Source organism: Paenibacillus thermotolerans (genome assembly GCF_028745515.1).
Taxonomy (GTDB): Bacteria; Bacillota; Bacilli; order Paenibacillales; family YIM-B00363; genus Paenibacillus_AE; species Paenibacillus_AE thermotolerans.
On the sequence record NZ_JAQZSG010000006.1, the window covers coordinates 75,499 to 97,614 of the forward strand.

Genomic DNA, 22,116 nt, shown 5'->3' on the forward strand with positions numbered 1-22,116 from the left:
TTTTGTGCGCCGGCACCTTCCGACGGCCGAACAGCCGGAAGAAAGGTGCCGGCGCTTTTTTGCGGCTTGACACGGTTTTTTCCCGATATGGTATGCTATCCACGTAAGCAAGCACAAAAGAAACGGGGATCGAGCGAAATGATGAACATTCGGATCGAACGAGTCGGCTTCGCCGAATTCGATATAGAGCTATTTCACCTTAGCAAGCTGTTTTACGATGAAGTGGAAATCGAGATCCGGGACGAAGAGAATGCGGTAAAGTCTACCGTTGATCCGGATTTGACCGTGCGTTTGGAGCTGCAAATCGACGATGCGGCGGAAGAGATGCGTCTGCAATCGACGCTCTTCCCAAAGGAAGGCGAGCCGTGGTCCGAGCGGTTCCGGCGTCCGATCAAAGGCCGGCTCGGCGACGAACGCAAAAAAGCGGTCAAACGAACGGTCGGCATCGGGCTGTTAAAAGCGCTCGAGCATGCGACAGGCTTATCCCAGCCGTGGGGGACGCTGACAGGCGTCCGACCGACCAAGCTGATGCACAATATGCTGCTCGAACTCGAACACGACGCGGAAACCGCTAAACGAATACTCCAAGAAGAATACTTCGTCACGAAGGAGAAAGCGGAGCTGCTGACGGAGGTTGCGGAGCGGCAGCTGAAAGTGATTCCCGATTTGCACCGCATTAATGAGAAGGAAGTCAGCGTCTATATCGGCATTCCGTTCTGCCCGACCAAGTGCGCCTATTGCACGTTTCCGGCTTACGACATACGGGGCAATAACGGCTCCGTCGACGGGTTTCTGGAGGGCTTGCACTACGAAATTCGCGAAACGGGGCGCTGGCTGAAGGAAGCGGGCCTCGCCGTCACGACGATTTATTGGGGAGGCGGCACCCCGACAAGCATCGAAGCGGATCAGATCGACGCGCTCTTCTTTACGCTTCACGAGTCGTTCCCGGGAATGGAGAACGTCAGGGAATTAACCGTGGAGGCGGGCAGACCCGACACGATCACGCCGGAAAAGCTGCAGGTGCTGAAAAAATGGCGCGTAGACCGGATTTCGATCAACCCCCAAAGCTTTACGCAGGCGACACTCGACACGATCGGCCGCCATCATACGGTCGAGGAGACGGTCGATAAATTTTTGCTTTCCCGGGAAATGGGAATGACGAACATTAACATGGATTTGATCATCGGCTTACCGAACGAGGGGATGAAGGAGTTCCGGCATACGTTGAATCAGGTCGAGCGTCTGATGCCGGAGTCTTTGACGGTGCACACGCTCTCGTTCAAACGGGCTTCGAAAATGACCAAAAACCGGGAAAACTACGAGGTGGCGGAGCGCAACGAAATTCGCGCGATGATGGAAGCGGCCATAAGCTGGACCCAGCAGCACCGCTACGTCCCTTATTATTTGTACCGGCAAAAAAACATTCTCGGAAATTTGGAAAACGTCGGCTACAGCTTCGAAGGGAAAGAGAGCCTGTACAACATCTTAATGATGGAGGAACGGCAGACAGTGATCGGCTTAGGCTGCGGGGCTGTCAGCAAGGTGGTGTTCCCGCATACCGAGCGCATCGAACGGATGCCGAATCCGAAGGAGCCGTTCCATTACAATCAGGCGTACAAAGAGTATACGGCCAAGAAGCTGGCGCTGCTTTCGGAAGCGTACGGGGCAGCCCGTGCAAATGTTTTGTAAATGCTTCAAGAGCCGCCTTGACTTTACGCTTGTTCCTGATTACAATTAGTAGAAATTTATTGTCATACGTTGATTCGGTGACGGGACAAAGTAGCTCGGAAATCCGCGCACACAGAGAGAGACGCCGTCAGGCTGCAAGCGTCTTTGCGTGAACCAAGCGAAAGACCTCCCAGAGAACATGCGGCGAACGTCAGGACGCACTTAACCTGCATTCAGTAGCCCCATGCGCGAGGCGGGCGTTACGCGCTAAAGCGAAAGCTGCCAAGCATTAGAGCAGTTTTCGGAACGTGGGTGGTACCGCGGGTGAATACGATAACGTTTCTCTCGCCCCTTATTGCTTAACCAAGCAAGGGGCGGGAGTTTTATTTTTTTAGGGGGTTGACGGTATGACGTTTCAAAAGCCGAAAGGCACGCAGGATTTATTGCCCGGCGTCGTAGAGAAGTGGCAATACGTCGAGAGCAAGGCTCGCGAGGTGTGCCGCCGATTTTTGTACAGTGAAATCCGGACGCCGATGTTTGAAGCGACGGAGCTGTTCCGGCGCGGCGTCGGCGAAACGACGGACGTCGTCGAGAAAGAGATGTATACCTTCCTTGATAAAGGAGACAGAAGCATCACGCTGCGTCCCGAAGGAACGGCAGGCGTCGTAAGAGCGTACGTGGAAAACAAGCTGTACGGCGAGCCCGATATTACGAAGCTGTACTATATCGGGCCGATGTTCCGCTACGAGCAGCCGCAGGCGGGCCGGTACCGGCAGTTTCACCAGTTCGGCATCGAAGCGTTCGGCTCCTCGGATCCGGCGCTGGATGCGGAGGTCATCGCGCTCGGCTACCAATTTTACAAAGAAATCGGGCTGCAGGGCTTTACGCTTGAGATCAATTCCGTCGGCACGCCGGCGATTCGCGCGCAGTTCCGCGAAAAGCTGCTGCAGTTCTTGGAACCGAAGCGTGACTTGCTGTGCAAGGATTGCCGTTCTCGGATGGACCGGAATCCGCTGCGGGTTCTCGATTGCAAGGTCGATCAGGAGCACTTCGCCGGAGCGCCGTCCCTTCTGGATCATCTGGACGAGGAGAGCGCGGGCCATTTCGAGAAGGTGCAAACCTATTTGCAGGAAATGGACATTCCCTACGTGATCAACCCGAAGCTTGTGCGCGGACTCGATTATTACACGCACACCGCGTTCGAGTTTAAAGCGGCCGGAATCGGCTCCATCGATACGATCGGCGGCGGCGGCCGCTACAACGGGTTAGTATCCGACGTAGGCGGACCCGAGCAAACCGGCGTCGGCTTCGGTCTCGGCCTTGAACGCGTATTGCTGGTGCTCGAAAATCAAGGCGTCCGGCTTCCGTCCCCGGCTGTGCCGGACGTATACTTTATCGCCTTGGGAGAAGCGGCGGAGAAACGAGTCGTATCCCTGATGAACGCGGCTCGTGCCGCCGGGCTGGTGGCGGAGAAAGACTACGGAGGACGCAAAATGAAGGCGCAGCTGAAATCCGCCGACCGACTGTCCGCAGCCTATGCGGCCATACTCGGTGACGACGAGCTGGCGAAGAGCGAAATCGTGCTGAAACGGCTCGAAACCGGCGAGCAGGAGACGGTTCCGATCGACGGACTCGTTGAAGCGCTGAAACAGCGGAAATAACGGCATCAACGGAAATAACGAACAACACATAAAGATTGAACAACGTATAGGGGGATTTGAGGACCATGATGTTAAAGACGCATCATTGCGGGCAGTTGACGAAGGAGCATATCGGACAAAAGGTTGTACTCAACGGGTGGGTGCAGCGGCGCCGGGATTTGGGCGGCGTGTTGTTTATCGACCTGCGGGACCGCAGCGGAATCGTTCAGATCGTATTCAACCCGGCGTTCTCGGGAGATGCGCTGGCGGTAGCCGACCGGTGCCGCAACGAATATGTCATCTCCGTTTCGGGCAAAGTGGTGCAGAGAGACGCGGAGACGGTCAACCCGAATTTGCCGACCGGCGAAATTGAAGTTCAAGTGACGGAAATCGAAATATTCAACTCCGCCAAGACGCCGCCATTTTTTATTGAGGACGGAGTCGAAGTCGACGAATCGGTCCGTTTGAAATACCGCTACTTGGATTTGCGCCGTCCGGAAATGCAAAAGACGCTAATGCTGCGGGCGCAAGCAATGAAGCTGTTCCGCGACTTCCTGACGGATGAAGGCTTCGTCGAAATCGAAACGCCGATCCTGACGAAGAGCACGCCGGAAGGCGCACGGGACTACCTTGTGCCGAGCCGCGTGCATCCGGGCGAATTTTTCGCACTGCCGCAATCGCCGCAAATTTTCAAGCAGCTGCTGATGGTTTCCGGCATGGAGCGCTACTTCCAGATCGCCCGCTGCTTCCGCGACGAGGATTTGCGGGCCGACCGCCAGCCGGAGTTTACGCAGGTGGACATCGAGACGTCGTTCCTGTCCCAAGACCAGCTGCTCGAAATTATGGAGCGTCTCGTTGCCCGATTGTTCAAAGAGACGATCGGCGCGGACGTGCCGACTCCGTTCCAGCGATTGACGTATGCGGACGCCATCGGCAAATACGGCTCGGATAAGCCGGACCTCCGATTCGGGCTTGAGCTCCAGGACGTATCCGACATCGTTGCCGCATCCGGCGTGAAGGTGTTTGCGTCGGTCGTTGCGGGCGGAGGCGTAGTCAAAGCGCTGAACGCGAAGGGCTGCGCAAGCTGGAGCCGCAAGGAGCTCGATGACTTGACGCCGTTTGCCGCACGTTACGGCGGCAAGGGACTTGCTTATATCGTAGTGAAAGACGGTGAGTGGAAGGGACCGATCGTAAAGTTTCTGTCCGAAGCCGAAATCGCGGCGCTTACCGAGCGGTTAGGAGCGGAAGAAGGCGACGTGCTCCTGTTCAGCGCCGATAAAGCGAAGGTCGTTGCCGACGTGCTCGGCAACTTGCGCCTGAAGGTCGGACGCGAGCTCGGCTTGATCGACGAGAAGGCGTACAAGTTCGCTTGGGTCGTTGACTTCCCGCTGCTTGGGTGGGACGAGGAAGATCAGCGCTGGGTAGCGGAGCACCATCCGTTCACCCGCCCGAGAGAAGAAGATTTACCGCTGTTCGAAACCGACCCGGGCAAAATTCGCGCGCAGGCTTACGACCTCGTCTTGAACGGCTACGAGGTGGGCGGCGGCTCCATGCGGATTTACAAGCGCGACATTCAAGAGCGCATGTTTGCGGCGCTCGGCATGACGATGGAGGAGGCGCACGATAAATTCGGCTTCCTGCTCGATGCGTTCGACTACGGAACGCCTCCGCACGGCGGCATCGCGTTCGGCTTCGACCGCCTCGTCATGCTGCTGACCGGACGCACGAATTTGCGCGAAACGATCGCATTCCCGAAGACGGCCAGCGCAACGGACATCATGAGCGGCGCGCCGTCCCCGGTCGAAGACAAGCAGCTGACGCAGCTCTCGATCCGCGTCGCGGCGAAAGCGCCGGCGGCGGCAGGCGCAGGGGCGCCCGCGTCGAAGGAATAACACGCAGAAGAGAAACTAGGAGGCATATCGAATGCTTCATCAATTTTCTAGAACAGAGCTTGCCGTCGGTCCGGAAGGCTTGGAGGCGCTGCGCGGGAGCACCGTCGCGGTGCTCGGAATCGGCGGCGTAGGCTCGATCGCGGCCGAAGCGCTGGCCCGTTCCGGGGTCGGGAGGATCGTCATGATCGACAAGGATGTCGTCGACATTACGAACATTAACCGGCAAATCCATGCGCTGACGACAACGGTCGGCCAGCCGAAGGCAGATTTGATGCGCGATCGGATCAAGCTGATCAACCCGGATTGCGACGCGGTTTCCTTGCGTATGTTCTATACGGAAGAAACGTATGAGGAGCTGTTCAAGTACCCGCTCGATTACGTAATTGACGCTTCGGATACGATAACGTACAAAATCCATCTCATCCTGCAATGCTTGGAGCGCGGCATTCCGATGATATCCAGCATGGGCGCGGCGAACAAGATGGACCCGACCAAGTTTCAGGTGGCGGACATCTCGAAGACGCATACAGACCCGCTGGCTAAAGTGATCCGAACGAAGCTGCGGAAGCTTGGGGTCAAAAAGGGCGTCAAGGTCGTATTTTCAACGGAAGAGCCGATCAAACCGAGAGAGGACGTTACCCAGCGGATCGTACCCGAGAATGCGCCGGAAATCCGGAAAGCGCAGCAGCCGCCGGCGAGCAACTCGTACGTGCCGCCGGTTGCCGGTTTGATCATGGTGAGCGTTGCGGTAAGAGAATTGCTCCAAAAGCACGGAATCAAAGCGTAACGATAGCTCAAATAGGGCCGCCCCGGCGTCTGAAGAAGACGGCGCGGGCGGCCCTACTTCGATTTTTAGGGCTATCCCATGTATAATAAAGAGAATAGCAATCTGAAAGAAATGGGTTGAATCGTCATGGATCTGTTTACATATAACGCGGAACAGGCGCCGGGCCGCCAGCCGCTGGCGGAGCGGATGCGCGCCGGAACGATTGAAGAATATATCGGGCAGGAGCATATCGTCGGTCCGGGCAAAATGCTCAGAAGAGCGATCGAAGCGGACCAGGTGACATCCATCATTCTATACGGGCCGCCCGGCACCGGCAAGACGACGCTGGCAAGCGTAATCGCCAATCGAACCGACGGTGAATTCGTAAGGCTTAACGCCGTGGACGCTTCGGTGAAGGACGTGCGCGAAACGATCGACAAAGCCAAGGAGCTTCGCGCTCTGTACGGCCGAAAGACGATCTTGTTCCTGGACGAGGTGCATCGCTTCAAGACGTCTCAGCAGGATGCGCTGCTGCCGGCAGTGGAGGCGGGAACGATCATATTTATCGGCGCGACGACGGAAAATCCGTTTCATTCGATCAACGGCGCGCTTTTGTCGAGGTCGACGCTGTTTCGCTTGGAGAAGCTGACGCCGGAGCACGCGCTTACGGCGATGCGAAGGGCGCTGGCCGACACCGAGCGGGGGCTCGGTACGCTGCCGATCCGCGCCGAAGAAGACGCGCTTACGCATATTGCCCGCATAGCCGGGGGAGATTTGCGCCGCGCGCTTAACGCGCTCGAGCTGGCGGCGCTGACTACGGCTCCGGAGACCGACGGAACAATTCATATTACACTGAGCGTTGCTGAAGAATCGATTCGCCAGCCGTCCGTCTCTGCGGACGAATCGACGCAGTACGACGTGCTGTCCGCATTTCATAAAAGCGTCCGCGGCTCCTCCGACGCGGCGTTGTTCTGGTTTCTTTACGCGGTTGAGAAGCTCGGAATGGATCCGATGGTGTTTTTGCGCCGCCTTATCGTTGCATGCAGCGAGGATATCGGGCTTGCCAATCCTCAGGCGATGGTACAAGCCGTTACGGCGATGGACGCGTACCATAAGATCGGCTGGCCCGAAGCGAAATACAACATTGCGCAAGCGATTTTGTTTGCCGTCGAAAGCCCGAAATCGGACTCGATCGGTCTCGCCCTCGGCCGCGCGCAGCAAGCCATAGAGAAGCTGGGCTCCGCCGAAGTGCCTATGCACTTGAGAGACGGACACTATAAAGGGGCGCAGCAGCTGGGTCATGTCGGATATAAATATCCGCACGATTACCCGGGCCATTATGTACAGCAGCAGTATTTGCCGGACGGGATTCGGGACGAGCCTCTTTTTGTGGCTTCCAACCAGGGAACCGAAGCGAAAATGCGGGAAAATCAGCTTCGCCGCAAGCACATTTCGTCATGAACGGAGAAAAAACGCTAGTACCAAAGAATCAAAAAAATCTCTCGTTGTCGAAAATTCAAATGTATAGTAATCTATTAAGTGAGAACTTTATCGCGGAGTTGCGACTATGCTAGCTAATATTCCTGTTTTCTTATCTTCGTTCATCGATTATTTTACTATATTGCTTCTGGCTTTCTCGATATTCCGCTTGCCGATTAAGTACAATGTTCTTAGATTGATCAGCGCGACTTTAGTCATTACGATCGTAAGCTTTCTTCAGCGGGAAGTGTTGCACGTCACGGATTACTTTATTTTCGTAAATCTGGTGGTAGGCATGTCCGCGATTATGTTTTTATTTCAGCTGCCGATCGCGTATTCGCTTCTCGTATTCGCATCCGGTTATCTCGTATCGGCGACCATCCAGATGATTGTCGTAGTGATTCCGCTTGTTACCGGAATTCTTACATTGGAGCAAATTCAGTCGCAGCTCATGATGATACCGACGATTCTATTAATTTCACTGGTGTTGTATATCATTCACAAGAAAAGACTTGGCTTCATGCTGATCGCCAACCGGTTTATGCTAAAGAAAGAGAAGCTTCGGCCAAGAGATTTCTTCGTTGCAGGCGTATTTGTAAGCACGGTAACGATGATTCAAAGCGGGATCGTCGCCATTAAGAATAATAGCAACAACCTGACTATACTGTTTGTGTTGCTGGGGGTAACCATCGTAATGGCTGTGGGATTGTTCGTCACCTATTTAATCAATATCAAAGAAATCGAAGAACGATACTTTAGGAAGAACAAGCTATGATAGCTCCCGTTTCCGAACGAATTGCGAGTTTTATCGCAGCAAATGACAAGAACGCCGCTTCGAAGGAAGTCCTGGTATACGGGATTTCCACATTCCTACATACCGTTCTAACCGGAATCGTTATTATCGTTACGTGTTTGCTGACCGGACATTTTGCCGAAATGCTCTGGGTAATGCTCTACTTTACGATTCTACGTTTCTTCTCCGGCGGAGTACATTTGCATTCGGCTTGGAAATGCGATATTTCTTCCGCGCTAACCATTATCGCATTGGCGCATCTATCGATCCCGTACTACTATGCGGGTTTCGTGTTGAATAGTTTAGCGTTTGTGATTGTTGCCGTTAAAGCACCTGAGAAACCGAACTTGAATTATTCTTTTGTAGCGAAGCATCAAGACAAGCTGAAGTGGATTTCGCTGGCGATCGTAGCTACCAATTTTGCGTTTCAATCTCCGTTTGGGTCGCTTGCGCTGCTTTACCAATCCCTTACGTTAACAAAACCGTTCTATAAGCTGTTTGATTTTATCGATCGGAGGTGAATTCCATGAAAAGAAAGCTTGCATCTGTAGCCGGCGCATTCTTCGCTGCGGTAGCATTGATTGTGGCAGCGGCACCAAGCATGGTCTGGAACAACCATCCGGAAGCTCCTGCAGAATTGAAAGAAAAGCTCAGCAAATGATCCATACAGCCAGAATGCAAAAAAAACACGCGTATGCGTGTTTTTTTTGTAAGCGCTAAAGAAGTTTTTTATAACGAATCGTTCGGAGGAATTCGATATCCATGATCGTATCGTTTCTGAAACGGATAGATAAAAGAATATGGCTCGCCGCTGCTTTTACGGTCATGATTCTCGTTGAATTTTCGCGTTTTTACGTGGTGGAGATGCTGATCGTCCTGCCGCTCGTTATGGCGGCGCTCACGATCGCCGCATACCGCGATGAAATACGCCGAACGGATTTGAATATGTTAAAACAAAGCGCCGTTTGGAAGCATATTTACTATTCCTTGATCGTAGGTTTGATCGTTCAGGCGATCGGAATTGTGTTTGTCAGGTATGTCGTCGGGATCGACACTCCCGATCCCGGCTTCGTCAACCCGGTTGCCGCGCCGTTAATTTCCGTCTTATTTTCCTCGCCGCTGGAGGAAGTGATGTTTCGATACATTTTATACAACGCTCTGAATCAACGCTACGGATTTTGGCCGGCGGCCATCGCAAGCTCGCTCCTGTTCGCGGTGGGGCATTTCAATTATGCGGCGTGGCTCGGTTATTTCCTGCTTGGAATCGTTTGGTGCTATTTTTATAAAAAATCGGGTACGTTGTTCGTGCCGGTCGTCTCCCACATGCTGTTTAATTTTATGATTTTTTTCGCCCGTTCCTTCTGACCGCTTCCCGGTAAGAAGCAAGAAGGAGCGTCCGGCTTTGAAACCGCGCTCCTTCCTATACAGCGTTATTGATTAATAACGGCCGCCTTCTCCGCGCGGTCGATCGTGCCTCCGCCGAGACATTCCTCTTCGTCATAAAAGACAACGGCTTGACCGGGGGTAATCGCCTTCTGCGGAGCATCGAAATCGACCGTGCACGTATCGGGACCCGTCATTGTCACGGTAACGGCTTGATCCTGCTGCCGGTACCGGAATTTTGCGGTGCAGCGCAGCGGGCCTTCGGGCGGGCGTCCGCTGATCCAGTGCACATCGGATGCAAACAGCCTATTGGAGTACAGCCGCTCGTCGTGTTCGCCCTGAACGACATAAAGGATGTTATTTGCCAAGTCTTTATCGGCCACGAACCACGGCTCGCCGCTGCCTCCGCCGCCGATCCCCAAGCCTTGGCGCTGGCCTAGCGTATAATACATCAGCCCGTCATGCCGGCCTTTCCGTTCGCCGTCTAAGGTCATAATATCGCCCGGCTGCGCCGGCAAGTATTGGCTGAGAAACTGCTTGAAATTTTTTTCGCCGATAAAGCAGACGCCGGTGCTGTCTTTTTTCTTTGCGGTCGCTAGTCCGGCTTCCGCGGCGATGGCTCGAATTTCCGGCTTTGTATATCCGCCCAGCGGGAACATGGCTTTGGAAAGCTGTTTCTGATTCAGCGCGTTCAAAAAATAGCTCTGATCCTTGTTCGAATCGACCCCCCGCAGCAGCTTATACGTTCCGTTCGATTCGATCACGCGCGCATAATGCCCGGTTGCGATATAATGGGCGCCAAGCTCCAGACCCTTCTGCAAAAATTCCCCGAATTTAATTTCGCGGTTGCACATGACGTCCGGGTTAGGCGTCCGTCCGGCCCGGTACTCCGCCAAAAAGTATTCGAACACTTTCTCGTAATACTCCTTCTCGAAGTTCACGGTATAGGAGGGGATCCCGATTTGCGCACAAACCCTGCGAACGTCCTCGGCATCCTCCTCGGCGGTACAAAACCCGAGCTCGTCCGTATCGTCCCAGTTTTTCATAAACACACCGATTACATCGTATCCTTGCCGCTTCAGCAGCAAAGCGGTAACCGAGCTGTCCACGCCGCCGGACATCCCGACGACGATCCGTATTTTGGAGCGGTCTATATTCGTGTCAATCATTTGGTTGCACCTTCTTGTCTGCGTACTTACTTCTTTATTCTACCACAAAAGCGCAAGGAGGAATAAAGCGCTCGAACTTCCGGCGAACCGTAGCAGTTCGATACAAATCGAAAACATTCTACAATTTTATGAATTCCTAAAGGTTTTCCTTACCAAGCGGTAGATGTTGTGTTAACATAGAAACGTTATAGGCATGGTTTGAAAAGTTTCTAATTCGTCAATTCTAAATATAAGCTTTTTGCTGGCAAGGAGTGTCCCTGTTGAAAATTTCTACCAAGGGCCGCTACGGTCTTACGATTATGATGGAGTTGGCTGCCCGGTACGGTGAAGGACCGACATCCTTAAAGTCGATTGCGGAGAAGCACAGCTTGTCCGAGCACTATTTGGAGCAGCTGATTGCGCCGCTTCGCAATGCGGGTCTTGTAAAAAGCGTCCGCGGCGCTTACGGCGGTTATATTTTGTCCAAGCTTCCGGAGGACGTTTCCGCCGGCGAAATTATTCGCTTGCTGGAAGGTCCGATTTCACCCGTCGATTTTACGGAGGAAGACGATCCGGCCAAGCGGGATCTTTGGATCCGCATTCGGGATGCGATCGCGTCCGTCTTGGATTCCACAACGTTGTCGTACCTTGTTTCTTATCAAGATGAAGGACATAACGACAACTACATGTTTTATATTTGAATTGTTTTCCTTGGAGATGCGCGCAATGCAGACTTTCGACGAAATATATCTTGATCATGCCGCTTCCACGCCGATCCATCCGGACGTGCTGGAAGCGATGATCCCTTTGATGAAGACGTGCTTTGGAAATCCGTCCAGCGTCCACCGGTTCGGCCGTGCCGCAAAGCAGGCTTTGACCGAAGCGAGGGATTCCATAAGCGCTACGCTCGGCTGCGCTCCCGGCGAGCTCGTATTTACCAGCGGCGGGACCGAGAGCGATAATTTCGCCTTGTTTGGCGCCGCATTTGCCGCTCCTGCCGGAAGAAAGCGGATCGTAACGACCGCCGTTGAGCACCATGCCGTGCTGAACGCCTGCAAAGAGCTGGAGCGCAACGGCTTTGAAGTGATCTATTTGCCTGTGGACGCTTATGGACAAGTCTCTGTAGAGGATGCGGCGAAGGCGATTACCGAGGAAACCGCCGTAGTCAGCGTCATGTATGCGAATAACGAAGTCGGCACGCTGCAGCCCGTGGAGGAAATCGGCCGCATTGCCAGAGAGCGCGGCGCCGTGTTTCATGTGGATGCGGTTCAGGCTTTAGGCTCGTTCAAGATCGATTTGTCCCATTCCTTCATTGATTTGATGAGCGTTACGGCTCATAAAATTAACGGGCCCAGAGGCATCGGGGCTCTTTATGTCAATAAGCGCGTCAAGCTGGCCCAACGTTCGTTCGGAGGGTCACAAGAACGAAAGCGCCGAGCCGGTACGGAAAATGTCGCCGGCGCCGCCGCTTTCGCCAAAGCGTGCTCCATCGCGGCGCAGCATATGGATGAACGCCGCAAAGAAATGGAAGAGCTGCGCAACGCCATGCTTACGACCTTAAAAGAGCGTCTCGGCGAAGAGCGCGTCGTAGTTAACGGTCATCCGACCGAGCGGCTGCCGAACATTCTGAACGTCAGCTTTCCGGGAACGAACACCGAATCGCTGCTGATGAATCTCGACTTGGAAGGAATCGCCGCCGCCAGCGGCTCCGCCTGCTCTTCGGGGGCGCTGGAGCCATCGCACGTATTGCTCGCCATGAACTTGCCGGACGAACGGATGCGATCCGCCGTCCGCTTCAGCTTCGGGCGGGGAAACTGCCTCAATTCTGTAACATTTGCAGCAGAAAAAATTGCAACGATCGTGAAACGTCTTACGTATTAACAAGGAAAGCTGCAAATATTGCTCTCACATTAGATTATTACGATCATTCGTTGGGAATAAATAGAATCATAATTACGACAGGTTGGTGATTACTAAGGATGCGTTGTCCGAATTGCAATTCCAAAGATATAGGCAAAATCGGCTCCCATCAATTTTATTGCTGGGGATGCTTCATTGAATTGACGGTAAACGGAGAAAAGATGTCCGTTTACCAGGTAGAAGAGGACGGAACGCTCAGCTCCCTCGACGACTTGTTTTTCCCGGAGGAAGAGCTTCCTGAAGTGCATGCAAACTAACGCAGGAAGAAAAGCGAATACCCCGAATAGGACAAGCCTCGTACCGGTCGATCCGGACGAACTTTCGTTCCGTTTCGGGGTATTTTTTTTTGCCGCGGTCGGATGATTTCGGCGGCCTTCACATATACTTTTTAGAAATGTGCAGCTTTGGACAAGTGGGGGTTGAGGGACGTGGAACGATTTTTTAAAGACCGGTGGTTCATCGGTCTCGTGTACACGCTGCTGGGCCTAGGGGTTCTTTTTATGCTGCTGCAGGTTTCGCCCGTCTTCGTCGGATTGTTCAAGCTCTTAAAGTCCATTCTTATGCCGTTCATCATCGCGATGATCATTTCATATATTTTAAATCCGGTCGTCAACCTGCTTAACGAGCGGAAGGTGCCGCGAACCGTCGCCATCTTTCTCATCTACAGCATCTTTATCCTCGCCGTGACCGTCGTGATCATGAATTTGATTCCGATGCTGATCAAGCAGCTGAATGAATTGAACGAGCATCTGCCGGAATTTACGATGCGCGCGCAATCGCTGATGAACGGCGTCAATCAAAACTCCATTTTGCCGGAGAGCGTCAGAATCGGGATTAACGATGCGGTGCTTAGAGCGGAGCAGCAGCTTGCCGTCTCGATCAGCGAATTCATCAGCCGAATCGGCGCCACGCTGAACGTCGTGTTCATGGCTTTTATCATTCCGTTCTTGGCGTTCTACATGTTGAAGGATTTTCAGGTAATCGAGAAAACTGTGCTTACCTTTGTCCCGCTAAGGCACCGGAAGCGGACGATCCGTATGCTCACCGACATTGACAAAGCTTTGGGAAACTATATTCGCGGACAATTTATCGTTTGTCTCGTCATCGGAATTTTGGCGTACATAGGATATTGGATTATCGGAATTCCTTACCCGCTGCTGCTTGCGGCGCTCGTCGGAATTTTTAATATTATCCCGTACGTCGGTCCGTTCTTCGGGGCTGCCCCCGCGCTCATTGTCGCGTCGACCGTTTCGATGGAGATGGTCATGTTCACGCTGATCGTCAATTTGATTTGCCAATCGCTCGAAAACAGCTTCGTGTCCCCGCAGGTGGTGGGGAGATCGCTGCATATGCACCCGCTGATCATTATTTTCGCGCTCCTCGTTGGCGGAGAGATCGGCGGAGTATTCGGACTTATTTTGGCGGTGCCGCTTTTCGCCGTCGGCAAGGTGATCGTTCACCATTTTTGGCTCTACTACCATAATCGAAAGCCGACGATGTGACGGCGCGCTCCGGCACAAACAGCCGACGTATGCCCCGTTGACTATATGCAATGTATAAGGATATAATTTACTCTATATTTGCATAAGGAACAATTCGACGATGAAATCGAGTAAGCCCTTGCTCCCGCAACAGAGAATAGGCTTCGGAATGAATCAGCGCCGCGCTGAAGCGTTCCGGCTGAAAGAGCCTTGCTACCGGAGAACGGCCGAACGCTAATTTCGGAGTGCGAACTTCAAACTTCGCCGGAGGAAACCCGTTATCGTTTCGCTTAAGTGTCCCTTGTTCGCTCAATGATGCGGGCCGGGGAAAATTAGGGTGGTACCGCGATTTGTGTATAACTAGTCGTCCCTGCTGCAGGGGCGGCTTTTTCTATGTAAAAGGAGGAAAAGCGAAAATGAAAGCAAGCGAAATTCGCAGCAAATGGTTGAAGTTTTTCGAAAGCAAGGGACATAAGATCGAACCGAGCGCGCCGCTCGTACCGCACAACGACCCGACGCTGCTCTGGATCAACGCGGGGATGGCGCCGCTTAAGCCGTATTTCGACGGCCGGGTGAAGCCGGAAAATCCGAGGATCGCCAATGCCCAGAAGTGCATCCGTACCAATGACATCGAAAATGTAGGCAAAACGCGCCGCCACCATACGTTCTTCGAGATGCTGGGCAATTTTTCGATCGGGGACTATTTTAAGGAAGAAACGATTACTTGGGCGTGGGAGTTTTTGACCTCCCCCGAATGGATCGGCTTCGATAAGGAGCGCTTGTCCGTCACGATCCATCCCGAGGACGAGGAAGCGTTCAAGCTTTGGAACGAGAAAATCGGCATTCCGGCAGAGCGGATCTACAAGCTGGAAGATAACTTCTGGGATATCGGCGAAGGGCCTTGCGGTCCTTGTACGGAAATTTTTTACGACCGGGGCGAAAAATACGGAGACCTTTCCGATCCGGAATGCGTGCCGGGCGGCGAGAACGAACGGTTTCTCGAGGTGTGGAACCTGGTGTTCTCGCAATTCAATCATAATAAGGACGGCTCCTATACGCCGCTCCCGAATAAAAACATCGATACCGGCGCCGGTCTCGAGCGTTTCGCATCGATTCTGCAAGACGTCGATTCCAACTTCGACACCGACCTGTTCCGTCCGATCATCGACGCGGCTTCGAAGGTTGCCGGGGTAACGTACGGCATCGACGAGGAGAACGACGTGGCGCTGAAGGTGATCGCCGATCACATTCGCACCGTCGTATTTTCCGTCGGCGACGGCGTCCTTCCCGGCAATGAAGGCCGCGGCTACGTCATTCGCCGTTTGCTTCGCCGCGCGGTCCGCTACGGAAAAAAGCTCGGCGTGGAAAAACCGTTCATGTACGAGCTTACGTCCGTCGTCGGAGACATTATGGGCGTATACTATCCGGAGGTCGTCGCGAAGCGGGAATTTATCGAGAAAGTGATCCGCATGGAAGAGGAACGGTTTCACGAGACGCTAACGGAGGGCCTCGCGATTCTCGAATCGTTCGTGGAATCGGCCAAGAAGGAAGGACGCACCGCCATTACCGGTCCCGAAGCGTTTAAGCTCTACGACACGTACGGCTTCCCGCTTGATTTGACGGAGGATTACTCTGCCGAGAAAGGGATGACGGTCGACCGGGACGGCTTCGAGACCGCGATGGAGGAGCAGCGCAAGCGCGCCCGCGCAGCCCGTCAGGAGACGGAAAGCATGAAGGTGCAGGGCGGCGCCTTGTCGGAATTTGCGGTTAAAAGCGAGTTTGTTGGTTATAATGAACTGGTAACTACTGCTAATATTATCGCGGTGCTGCAAGGAGACGAGATGGTCGAGATGGTCGGCGCCGGCGAGAAGGCGGCGGTCATCTTGGATCGTACGCCGTTCTATGCGGAAAGCGGCGGTCAGGTAAGCGATACGGGCACTTTGACCGGTGACGACGTGAGAGCGGTTGTCGAAGGCTTGTCGAAGGCGCCGCACGGTCAACACGTCCATTACGTGACGGTGGAGCGCGGCGTGCTCCGCAAGGGAGATCAGGTCGCGGCTGCCGTCGCGCGCGATGTGCGCGAAGGCGTCATTAAAAACCATACCGCGACGCACTTGCTTCATAAAGCGCTGAAGGAAGTGCTGGGCGAGCACGTGAATCAAGCGGGATCGCTTGTCGAGAACGACCGGCTTCGCTTCGACTTCTCGCACATTGCTTCGATGACGGCGGATGAAATCGCCGACGTCGAGCGCCGCGTGAACGAGCAAATTTGGCGCGGAACGCCGCTTCGCATCGAACAGATGGCGATCAACGAAGCGAAGTCGATGGGAGCGATGGCGCTGTTCGGCGAAAAGTACGGCGACATCGTCCGCGTCGTTCAAGTGCCGGGATACAGCATCGAGCTGTGCGGCGGCTGCCACGTCGAAAACACGGCGCAAATCGGGCTGTTCAAAATCGTATCCGAGAGCGGGATCGGCTCGGGCATTCGCCGGATCGAGGCGGTAACGGGGAAAGCGGCTTATTTATTCCTGGAAAGCCAAGTGCAAATTTTGCGCGAAGGAGCCGGGCTGCTGAAGACGAATCCCGCCGAGCTGCCGAAACGGATTGAAGCCGTTCAAGCCCAGCTTCGCGATTCGCAGCGGGAAATCGACTCGCTCCGCTCCAAGCTGAGCGCCATGGAAGCGGGCTCGCTCGAGAGCGCGGCGAAAAAAATCGGCGGCGTATCGCTGCTGACTGCCGAAATCGCCGGCGCGGATATGGAAAGCTTGCGCACGATCGCCGACCAGATGAAGAACAAGCTCGGGTCCGCGGTCATTGTGCTCGGTTCGAAGGCTGAAGGCAAAGTGAATTTGGTCGCGGCCGTCACGCCGGATTTAGTAAAGGCGGGATATTCCGCCGGAGCGCTCGTGAAGGAAGCGGCCGCCATTTGCGGCGGCGGAGGCGGCGGCCGGCCGGATATGGCACAAGCGGGCGGGAAGGACCCGGCAAAGCTGGACGAAGCGCTTAAGCGGATCGAAGCCCTCGTGGCGGAGAAGGAAGCGTAAGGAAAGGAAAACATTGTATGCCGTCCGGCTGTAAAAAAGGATTTTCATCATAAGCACAGAATATAAATTTAGAAATAAATTCTAAGCGCATTGGGAGGTGCGGTATGGATTTCTCGGACAAAACGATGAAATACGTGCCCCAAGCCGATCCTCGGGAAGCATCGGCCCAGGAGGTGCTGCTGAGCGTCTATGACGCGCTGCAGGAGAAAGGGTACAACCCGATCAACCAAATCGTCGGCTATTTGCTGTCCGGCGATCCGGCTTACATCCCTCGGCACGATAACGCGCGAAGCCTGATTCGCAAACGGGAACGGGACGAACTGATCGAAGAGCTCGTACGGTTCTACGTTAACCGACATCGATAATTATGCGTTACATGGGATTGGATTACGGCGACAGGCAAATCGGAGTCGCCGTGAGCGACGAGCTCGGCTTTACCGCGCAGGGGCTGACCGTTCTTCGCAATTCGGGCGACGAGCGGGTGCTCCAAGACATTGCGGGCCTTGTTCGGGAATGGAACGTCACCGATATTGTCGTCGGTCTTCCGAAAAACATGAACGGATCGGTCGGTCCCAGAGGCGAGCTTGCGATGCGGTTCGCCGAGGAGCTGCGGAACGTCGTTTCTTGCCCCGTTCATCTGTGGGATGAGCGGCTGACCACGAAGTCCGCCGAGCGGACGTTGATCGAGGCCGATGTAAGCCGCAAAAAGCGCAAAGGCATCGTAGACCGTATAGCCGCAGCGCTTATATTGCAAAATTATATGGATGCGAAATCTATGAAGAGGTGAAAAAAATGGCGGATCATCACGATCACGATCACAACCATAACGACGCAGCAGAGCCGGAAATCATTTACATTCCGGACGAGGAAGGCAACGAGGAAGAATTTGAGGTCATCATGAAGTTTGAAGTGGAAGGCTCCGACAACAAATACATGATGGTCGTTCCGCTCGACAGCGACGACGAGGAAACCGACGAGGTTTACGCGTTCCGTTATGAAGAGGAAGGCGACGAATTGAAGCTTTACACCATAGACGACGAGGAAGAGTGGAACATGGTGGAGGAAACGTTCAATACGCTGCTTGAAGAAATGGACGGGAGCGAATCTTAATGCCGGAATACCAGCTTTCGGATGTCAAACGCGTGAATCGTCTTCTCGAGGCGTACGGCGAGGAGATCGAATTGACGGAGGACGGCCGCAATACGGCCGCTTCGTATAACATCGTGCTGGAATTCGAAGTCGGCGATCGCTCCTACGCCGTGCTTCGCGCCGTGCATTCAACCGGACTGGACGATTATATGCTGTTTCGGGTGAAGGAGCTCGGCGACGGAGAATACGAAATCGAGTCGATTGACGACGACGACGAGTGGGAAAACATTTCCGAGCTCGTTGACGAAATGACCACGAAGTTTACCGACGAAGCATAGAAAGCGCAATTTCATAATCTCAAAGTTAGAAATGAGCGGCGCAAGTCGCTCTTTTTCCTGTTGCGGAGGTACCGTTCTTGAAAGTATTGAAAATCGCAATCATCGTTATTGTCATCGCGGCGGCCGCAGCCGCCGGGGCCGTTTATTACGTCATGCAGCAATTAATGCCGGCGGAGCCTGCCGGCATCCCCGTCATCGTCGAGATTCCCGAGGGCAAGACATCGGCGCAAATCGCGGATATTTTGGAGGAAGCGGGAATCGTGCGCAGCGGCACGGTGTTTGCTTATTATTTGAAGTACAAAGGGTTGGGAAGCAACTTTCAAGCCGGAACGTATGAGATGACGCCAGGCATGACCTTGGTGGACATTATCGATCAGCTGTCATCCGGCAGAACGGTGAAGGAGGAAGTGCTTCGTTTCACGGTCCCCGAAGGCTTTACCGCTTCGCAAATCATCGAGCTGCTTTCGAATAAACTAGGCTTTTCGCAGGAAGAACTGGCCGGTATCGTAAGCAACCGGCTGACAGCGGAGGAAGCGAAGGCGAGCCGGATCGTATGGGCGGCGGAAATTCCGGAAAATCCGAATTATAAATTTGCGCTGGAAGGCTATTTATTCCCGGAAACGTATGAGCTGCCGAAGGACAGCGCGGCGGGAGACGCCGTCTTGCGCATGCTGCACGAGCTGGATCTGAAGGTGAAGCAGCTTCCGGAAGGATGGGAGGAGCAGCTGAAAGCGTCGGGCTTAACGTTCCATAAGCTGCTTACGGTTGCCTCCCTAATCGAAAGAGAAGTGTCGGTCGACAAAGAGCGGAAGCTGGTGGCGGGCGTCATCTATAACCGGCTTAAGAAAGAGATGCCGCTGCAGCTGGACGCAACGGTGCAATATGTGTTCGGCAAACAGAAAGAGCGTCTGTTCGAAAAGGATTTGCAAATCGAAAGTCCATACAACACGTATTTGCACCCCGGTCTCCCTCCGGGGCCGATCGCGAGCCCGGGCTTAAAGTCAATTGAAGCGGCGTTATATCCCGAAGCGTCTAACTTTTTATTTTATGTAACCAAAAAGGACGGCTCCGGCGAGCACCTTTTTGCGGAAACGTATAAAGAGCACTTGGAAAATATTAAGAAAAGCAAGCAAGCTGAGTAATCCGGAAGTCTCACATAAAAATTGATAAGCGGAAAATAAAGGATTTTGCCCGAATGTGTCGAATATAGTCGAAGGTTAAAACTTAGGGCTATAGTCACACATGAAAGGATGAAATGATGCAATGTCACTCAAAATGCCCAAATTTCCAAAAATTCGCGGGATTCGTCAAATTTCCGCAACTGCTTCGAAGACGGGCGGTGTAAATCTGAAAAACGTACGATTTGTAAACCCTGCAAGATCGATCGGTATGAAGCTGTTTTTGTTTTTCTTTATCGCAATCGTTGCTTCCATCTTGCTGGTAGGACTCATCTCCTATAACAAATCTAAGAGCATTATTGAATCGCAGATGGCGGATGCGAAAGGTCAAACCGTCGTACAGGTGACCCAAAAAATCACTATGCTGCTTATGAACTTCGAAGGAATCAGCACTCGAATATTGCTTATTCCCGAGTTGAGCGAATTCGTCAATGCCACCAAGCTATCGGACGAAATGACCGTTGAAAAAATAGATTTGCGCAAGAAAGTCGACGGTGTCCTTCAACAATATGTTTTCTCGGACGCCAGCATTGCGGGAATTTATTTGATTCCCGTAGATGAAAAACTTCCCGGCCTCGGTACGGGTTCGATTTCTTTCGAACAAGCGAGCAGTACGGATTGGTATAAGAAAGCTGTAGAAGCCGACGGAAAAATCGTTTGGGTTTCGACCGTGCCGGAGAGCATTTCCGGCTCTGTCAGCTCCCCTACTTTCGGAATGGTTCGGCTTATTAAAGACAAGAATACGTTAAAGCCGAACTACGTGTTGCTCGTGGAACTGAAAGAATTGATTCTCCGTGCGGCGGGAGCCGGAGCGATGGGGGAAGGCGGGGCCACCTACGCAATCGACAAAGAAGGCATCATTATTTCTTCTCCGAACGCCGAAGAGCTCGGCACTAAATTTCCTTTATCGATTAAGTCCGGCAGCAGCGGACAAGGCTCGACGGTCGGCAACCTTAACGGTGAAAAGACGCTCGTCGCGTACAGCACGCTTCCTTCAAGCGGCTGGATGTTGGCGGGATCGGTTCCTTATGACAAGATCGTTGCAGGGACGACGGAAATATTTTCATTGTCGGTCATAATGGCTGTAGTCGGCGCCATTTTGGCGGTTGCGATCGGCTGGCTGGTCGTCATAATGATCGCCAGACCGCTGCAAAAGATGAGCGGTGTGATGCGGGAAGCCGAGAACGGCGATTTGTCGGTAACGTCGCCGTTTACGAACCGTAAGGACGAAATTGGCAGGCTGGCGGTCAGCTTCAATGAGATGATCGGCAAAATCCGAACACTGGTGGAGCAGACGAACCGGTCCGCGGAGAAGGTGCTTCAAACCGCTTCGGAGCTGTCGGATTCGTCGCGAAAAACGGCGCAATCCGCAAGAGAGATCGCCACCGCTACCGAACAAATTGCTGCAGGCGCCGGCAACTTGGCGGTTGAAGCGGAGAAGGGCGCGGATCTGACGATCCAAATGAGCGACCGGATGAAGGAGGCCGTAACGGCCAACGTCCAGATGGCAAGCGCCGCCGCCGAGGTTCGGGATTCGAGCGGCAAAGGCTCCTTACATATGCAGGCGTTAAGCGAGAAGACGAACGCAACGGAAGAGCTGACGCGTTCGATGGTCAAGAAGGTCGAAGATTTGAAGGAAAGCACCAGCTCGATCCGGAAAATTCTCGATGCGCTCAATAATATGGCAAGGCAGACGAACATTTTGGCGCTGAACGCTACAATCGAAGCCGCTCGCGCCGGAGCGGCGGGACGCGGGTTTATGGTCGTCGCGGACGAAATTCGTAAGCTTGCCGACCAAACGAAGCAGAACATCGATAATGTCGGCGAAATGACGGAACGGATCCGCAAAGAAATTGACGAGACCGTGCTGCTCGTTTCGGAGGCGTATCCGATGTTCCGGGAGCAGATTGCATCCGTTAAGGAAACGAACGAAATTTTCGACTCCGTGAACGAGCGGATGAATTTGTTCGTGCAGCAGCTGGACGCGGTAACCGATTCGATCTCACACCTGGACCAAACGCAGAAGTCGCTTACGGTTGCCATGACCAATGTGAGCGCGGTCGCCGAGGAGTCGTCGGCCACTTCCGAAGAGGTTGCCGGACTAAGCTCCGAGCAGCTTGGCGTGAGCGAGTCGCTTGTCGAGCTTGCGAACCGGCTGGAGGAGGTTTCCAAGGGTCTTACCGATTCGTTAACGAAGTTTCGCATGTAGTTTTAATACCCGCCGTTGCATAATGCACGGCGGTTCTTTGTTTAGGTCGTAAAAAAGCCCGGCAGAAGTTTTTCCGGCAATCGAATGG

The 22,116-nt window shown here is 53.6% G+C and carries 21 protein-coding genes; 20 read left to right on the forward strand and 1 reads right to left on the reverse strand.

Features of this window, described 5'->3' with window-relative positions:
- Positions 1 to 141 precede the first annotated feature (141 nt).
- From PT964_RS07160 to PT964_RS07200, 9 genes are all read left to right on the forward strand, one after another.
- Positions 142 to 1,689 carry a coproporphyrinogen III oxidase gene (locus PT964_RS07160; RefSeq protein WP_274362783.1) on the forward strand — a complete coding sequence of 516 codons (1,548 nt, stop codon included), beginning with the start codon at positions 142 to 144 and terminating at the stop codon, positions 1,687 to 1,689.
- A 386-nt stretch (positions 1,690 to 2,075) separates the two neighbouring features.
- Positions 2,076 to 3,329 (forward strand): histidine--tRNA ligase, encoded by a 1,254-nt coding sequence (hisS, locus tag PT964_RS07165; RefSeq protein WP_274362655.1) that lies wholly within the window; start codon positions 2,076 to 2,078, stop codon positions 3,327 to 3,329.
- Positions 3,330 to 3,394: 65 nt separating this feature from the next.
- The gene (gene aspS / locus PT964_RS07170; protein ID WP_274362656.1) at positions 3,395 to 5,200 is read left to right on the forward strand and encodes an aspartate--tRNA ligase; all 1,806 of its coding nucleotides are present in this window, start codon (positions 3,395 to 3,397) and stop codon (positions 5,198 to 5,200) included.
- A gap of 31 nt (positions 5,201 to 5,231) precedes the next feature.
- Positions 5,232 to 5,987 (forward strand): tRNA threonylcarbamoyladenosine dehydratase, encoded by a 756-nt coding sequence (locus PT964_RS07175; protein ID WP_274362657.1) that lies wholly within the window; start codon positions 5,232 to 5,234, stop codon positions 5,985 to 5,987.
- Between the two features lie 126 nt (positions 5,988 to 6,113).
- Complete coding sequence (locus tag PT964_RS07180) at positions 6,114 to 7,427, forward strand: replication-associated recombination protein A (protein ID WP_274362658.1); 1,314 nt, start codon at positions 6,114 to 6,116, stop codon at positions 7,425 to 7,427.
- Positions 7,428 to 7,533: 106 nt separating this feature from the next.
- Positions 7,534 to 8,220 carry a hypothetical protein gene (locus tag PT964_RS07185; RefSeq protein ID WP_274362659.1) on the forward strand — a complete coding sequence of 229 codons (687 nt, stop codon included), beginning with the start codon at positions 7,534 to 7,536 and terminating at the stop codon, positions 8,218 to 8,220.
- Complete coding sequence (locus PT964_RS07190) at positions 8,217 to 8,759, forward strand: accessory gene regulator ArgB-like protein (protein ID WP_274362660.1); 543 nt, start codon at positions 8,217 to 8,219, stop codon at positions 8,757 to 8,759. The genes PT964_RS07185 and PT964_RS07190 overlap by 4 nt, the downstream gene beginning before the upstream one ends.
- 5 nt (positions 8,760 to 8,764) lie before the next feature.
- Positions 8,765 to 8,899: a hypothetical protein gene (locus tag PT964_RS07195; protein WP_274362661.1), complete on the forward strand. Its 135-nt coding sequence runs from the start codon at positions 8,765 to 8,767 to the stop codon at positions 8,897 to 8,899.
- Positions 8,900 to 9,000: 101 nt separating this feature from the next.
- Complete coding sequence (locus PT964_RS07200; protein WP_274362662.1) at positions 9,001 to 9,603, forward strand: CPBP family intramembrane glutamic endopeptidase; 603 nt, start codon at positions 9,001 to 9,003, stop codon at positions 9,601 to 9,603.
- A gap of 65 nt (positions 9,604 to 9,668) precedes the next feature.
- Here the strand turns inward: PT964_RS07200 and mnmA are convergent, their stop codons facing one another.
- Complete coding sequence (mnmA, locus tag PT964_RS07205; RefSeq protein WP_274362663.1) at positions 9,669 to 10,790, reverse strand: tRNA 2-thiouridine(34) synthase MnmA; 1,122 nt, start codon at positions 10,788 to 10,790, stop codon at positions 9,669 to 9,671.
- A 260-nt stretch (positions 10,791 to 11,050) separates the two neighbouring features.
- On the opposite strand from mnmA, the gene cymR reads away from it, so the two are divergent.
- The 11 genes from cymR (at position 11,051) to PT964_RS07260 (ending at position 22,028) form a co-directional block, all read left to right on the forward strand.
- Entirely contained in the window at positions 11,051 to 11,470 is a 420-nt protein-coding gene (cymR, locus tag PT964_RS07210) for a cysteine metabolism transcriptional regulator CymR (RefSeq protein ID WP_274362664.1), read from the forward strand.
- Between the two features lie 25 nt (positions 11,471 to 11,495).
- On the forward strand, positions 11,496 to 12,650 hold the full coding sequence (locus PT964_RS07215) for a cysteine desulfurase family protein (RefSeq protein ID WP_274362665.1): 1,155 nt from the start codon (positions 11,496 to 11,498) through the stop codon (positions 12,648 to 12,650).
- A gap of 98 nt (positions 12,651 to 12,748) precedes the next feature.
- On the forward strand, positions 12,749 to 12,946 hold the full coding sequence (locus PT964_RS07220) for a hypothetical protein (protein WP_274362666.1): 198 nt from the start codon (positions 12,749 to 12,751) through the stop codon (positions 12,944 to 12,946).
- A gap of 171 nt (positions 12,947 to 13,117) precedes the next feature.
- A complete protein-coding gene (locus PT964_RS07225; RefSeq protein WP_274362667.1) occupies positions 13,118 to 14,191 on the forward strand; it encodes an AI-2E family transporter in 1,074 nt (357 codons plus the stop codon).
- A 395-nt stretch (positions 14,192 to 14,586) separates the two neighbouring features.
- Entirely contained in the window at positions 14,587 to 17,214 is a 2,628-nt protein-coding gene (gene alaS / locus PT964_RS07230; protein ID WP_274362668.1) for an alanine--tRNA ligase, read from the forward strand.
- Positions 17,215 to 17,318: 104 nt separating this feature from the next.
- Entirely contained in the window at positions 17,319 to 17,579 is a 261-nt protein-coding gene (locus PT964_RS07235; protein WP_274362669.1) for an IreB family regulatory phosphoprotein, read from the forward strand.
- Positions 17,580 to 17,581: 2 nt separating this feature from the next.
- On the forward strand, positions 17,582 to 18,001 hold the full coding sequence (gene ruvX / locus PT964_RS07240; RefSeq protein ID WP_274362670.1) for a Holliday junction resolvase RuvX: 420 nt from the start codon (positions 17,582 to 17,584) through the stop codon (positions 17,999 to 18,001).
- Positions 18,002 to 18,006: 5 nt separating this feature from the next.
- Positions 18,007 to 18,324 carry a DUF1292 domain-containing protein gene (locus PT964_RS07245; protein ID WP_274362671.1) on the forward strand — a complete coding sequence of 106 codons (318 nt, stop codon included), beginning with the start codon at positions 18,007 to 18,009 and terminating at the stop codon, positions 18,322 to 18,324.
- Positions 18,324 to 18,641, forward strand: a complete 318-nt coding sequence (locus tag PT964_RS07250; protein WP_274362672.1) for a DUF1292 domain-containing protein — start codon at positions 18,324 to 18,326, stop codon at positions 18,639 to 18,641. The genes PT964_RS07245 and PT964_RS07250 overlap by 1 nt, the downstream gene beginning before the upstream one ends.
- Positions 18,642 to 18,718: 77 nt before the next feature.
- Positions 18,719 to 19,783, forward strand: a complete 1,065-nt coding sequence (gene mltG, locus PT964_RS07255) for an endolytic transglycosylase MltG (protein ID WP_274362673.1) — start codon at positions 18,719 to 18,721, stop codon at positions 19,781 to 19,783.
- A gap of 121 nt (positions 19,784 to 19,904) precedes the next feature.
- Positions 19,905 to 22,028 (forward strand): methyl-accepting chemotaxis protein, encoded by a 2,124-nt coding sequence (locus PT964_RS07260; RefSeq protein WP_274362674.1) that lies wholly within the window; start codon positions 19,905 to 19,907, stop codon positions 22,026 to 22,028.
- Positions 22,029 to 22,116: the final 88 nt, after the last annotated feature.

Bases quoted from the DNA above. Each gene is read 5' to 3' on its own strand.
- ruvX (WP_274362670.1), top strand. From the start codon at position 17,582: ATGCGTTACATGGGATTGGATTACGGCGACAGGCAAATCGGAGTCGCC.
- PT964_RS07180 (WP_274362658.1), top strand. From the start codon at position 6,114: ATGGATCTGTTTACATATAACGCGGAACAGGCGCCGGGCCGCCAGCCG.
- mnmA (WP_274362663.1), bottom strand. From the start codon at position 10,790: ATGATTGACACGAATATAGACCGCTCCAAAATACGGATCGTCGTCGGG.
- PT964_RS07260 (WP_274362674.1), top strand. From the start codon at position 19,905: ATGTCACTCAAAATGCCCAAATTTCCAAAAATTCGCGGGATTCGTCAA.
- PT964_RS07160 (WP_274362783.1), top strand. From the start codon at position 142: ATGAACATTCGGATCGAACGAGTCGGCTTCGCCGAATTCGATATAGAG.
- PT964_RS07245 (WP_274362671.1), top strand. From the start codon at position 18,007: ATGGCGGATCATCACGATCACGATCACAACCATAACGACGCAGCAGAG.
- PT964_RS07215 (WP_274362665.1), top strand. From the start codon at position 11,496: ATGCAGACTTTCGACGAAATATATCTTGATCATGCCGCTTCCACGCCG.
- PT964_RS07190 (WP_274362660.1), top strand. From the start codon at position 8,217: ATGATAGCTCCCGTTTCCGAACGAATTGCGAGTTTTATCGCAGCAAAT.
- PT964_RS07195 (WP_274362661.1), top strand. From the start codon at position 8,765: ATGAAAAGAAAGCTTGCATCTGTAGCCGGCGCATTCTTCGCTGCGGTA.
- PT964_RS07235 (WP_274362669.1), top strand. From the start codon at position 17,319: ATGGATTTCTCGGACAAAACGATGAAATACGTGCCCCAAGCCGATCCT.
- PT964_RS07250 (WP_274362672.1), top strand. From the start codon at position 18,324: ATGCCGGAATACCAGCTTTCGGATGTCAAACGCGTGAATCGTCTTCTC.
- PT964_RS07200 (WP_274362662.1), top strand. From the start codon at position 9,001: ATGATCGTATCGTTTCTGAAACGGATAGATAAAAGAATATGGCTCGCC.
- hisS (WP_274362655.1), top strand. From the start codon at position 2,076: ATGACGTTTCAAAAGCCGAAAGGCACGCAGGATTTATTGCCCGGCGTC.
- PT964_RS07220 (WP_274362666.1), top strand. From the start codon at position 12,749: ATGCGTTGTCCGAATTGCAATTCCAAAGATATAGGCAAAATCGGCTCC.
- aspS (WP_274362656.1), top strand. From the start codon at position 3,395: ATGATGTTAAAGACGCATCATTGCGGGCAGTTGACGAAGGAGCATATC.
- alaS (WP_274362668.1), top strand. From the start codon at position 14,587: ATGAAAGCAAGCGAAATTCGCAGCAAATGGTTGAAGTTTTTCGAAAGC.
- PT964_RS07175 (WP_274362657.1), top strand. From the start codon at position 5,232: ATGCTTCATCAATTTTCTAGAACAGAGCTTGCCGTCGGTCCGGAAGGC.
- PT964_RS07185 (WP_274362659.1), top strand. From the start codon at position 7,534: ATGCTAGCTAATATTCCTGTTTTCTTATCTTCGTTCATCGATTATTTT.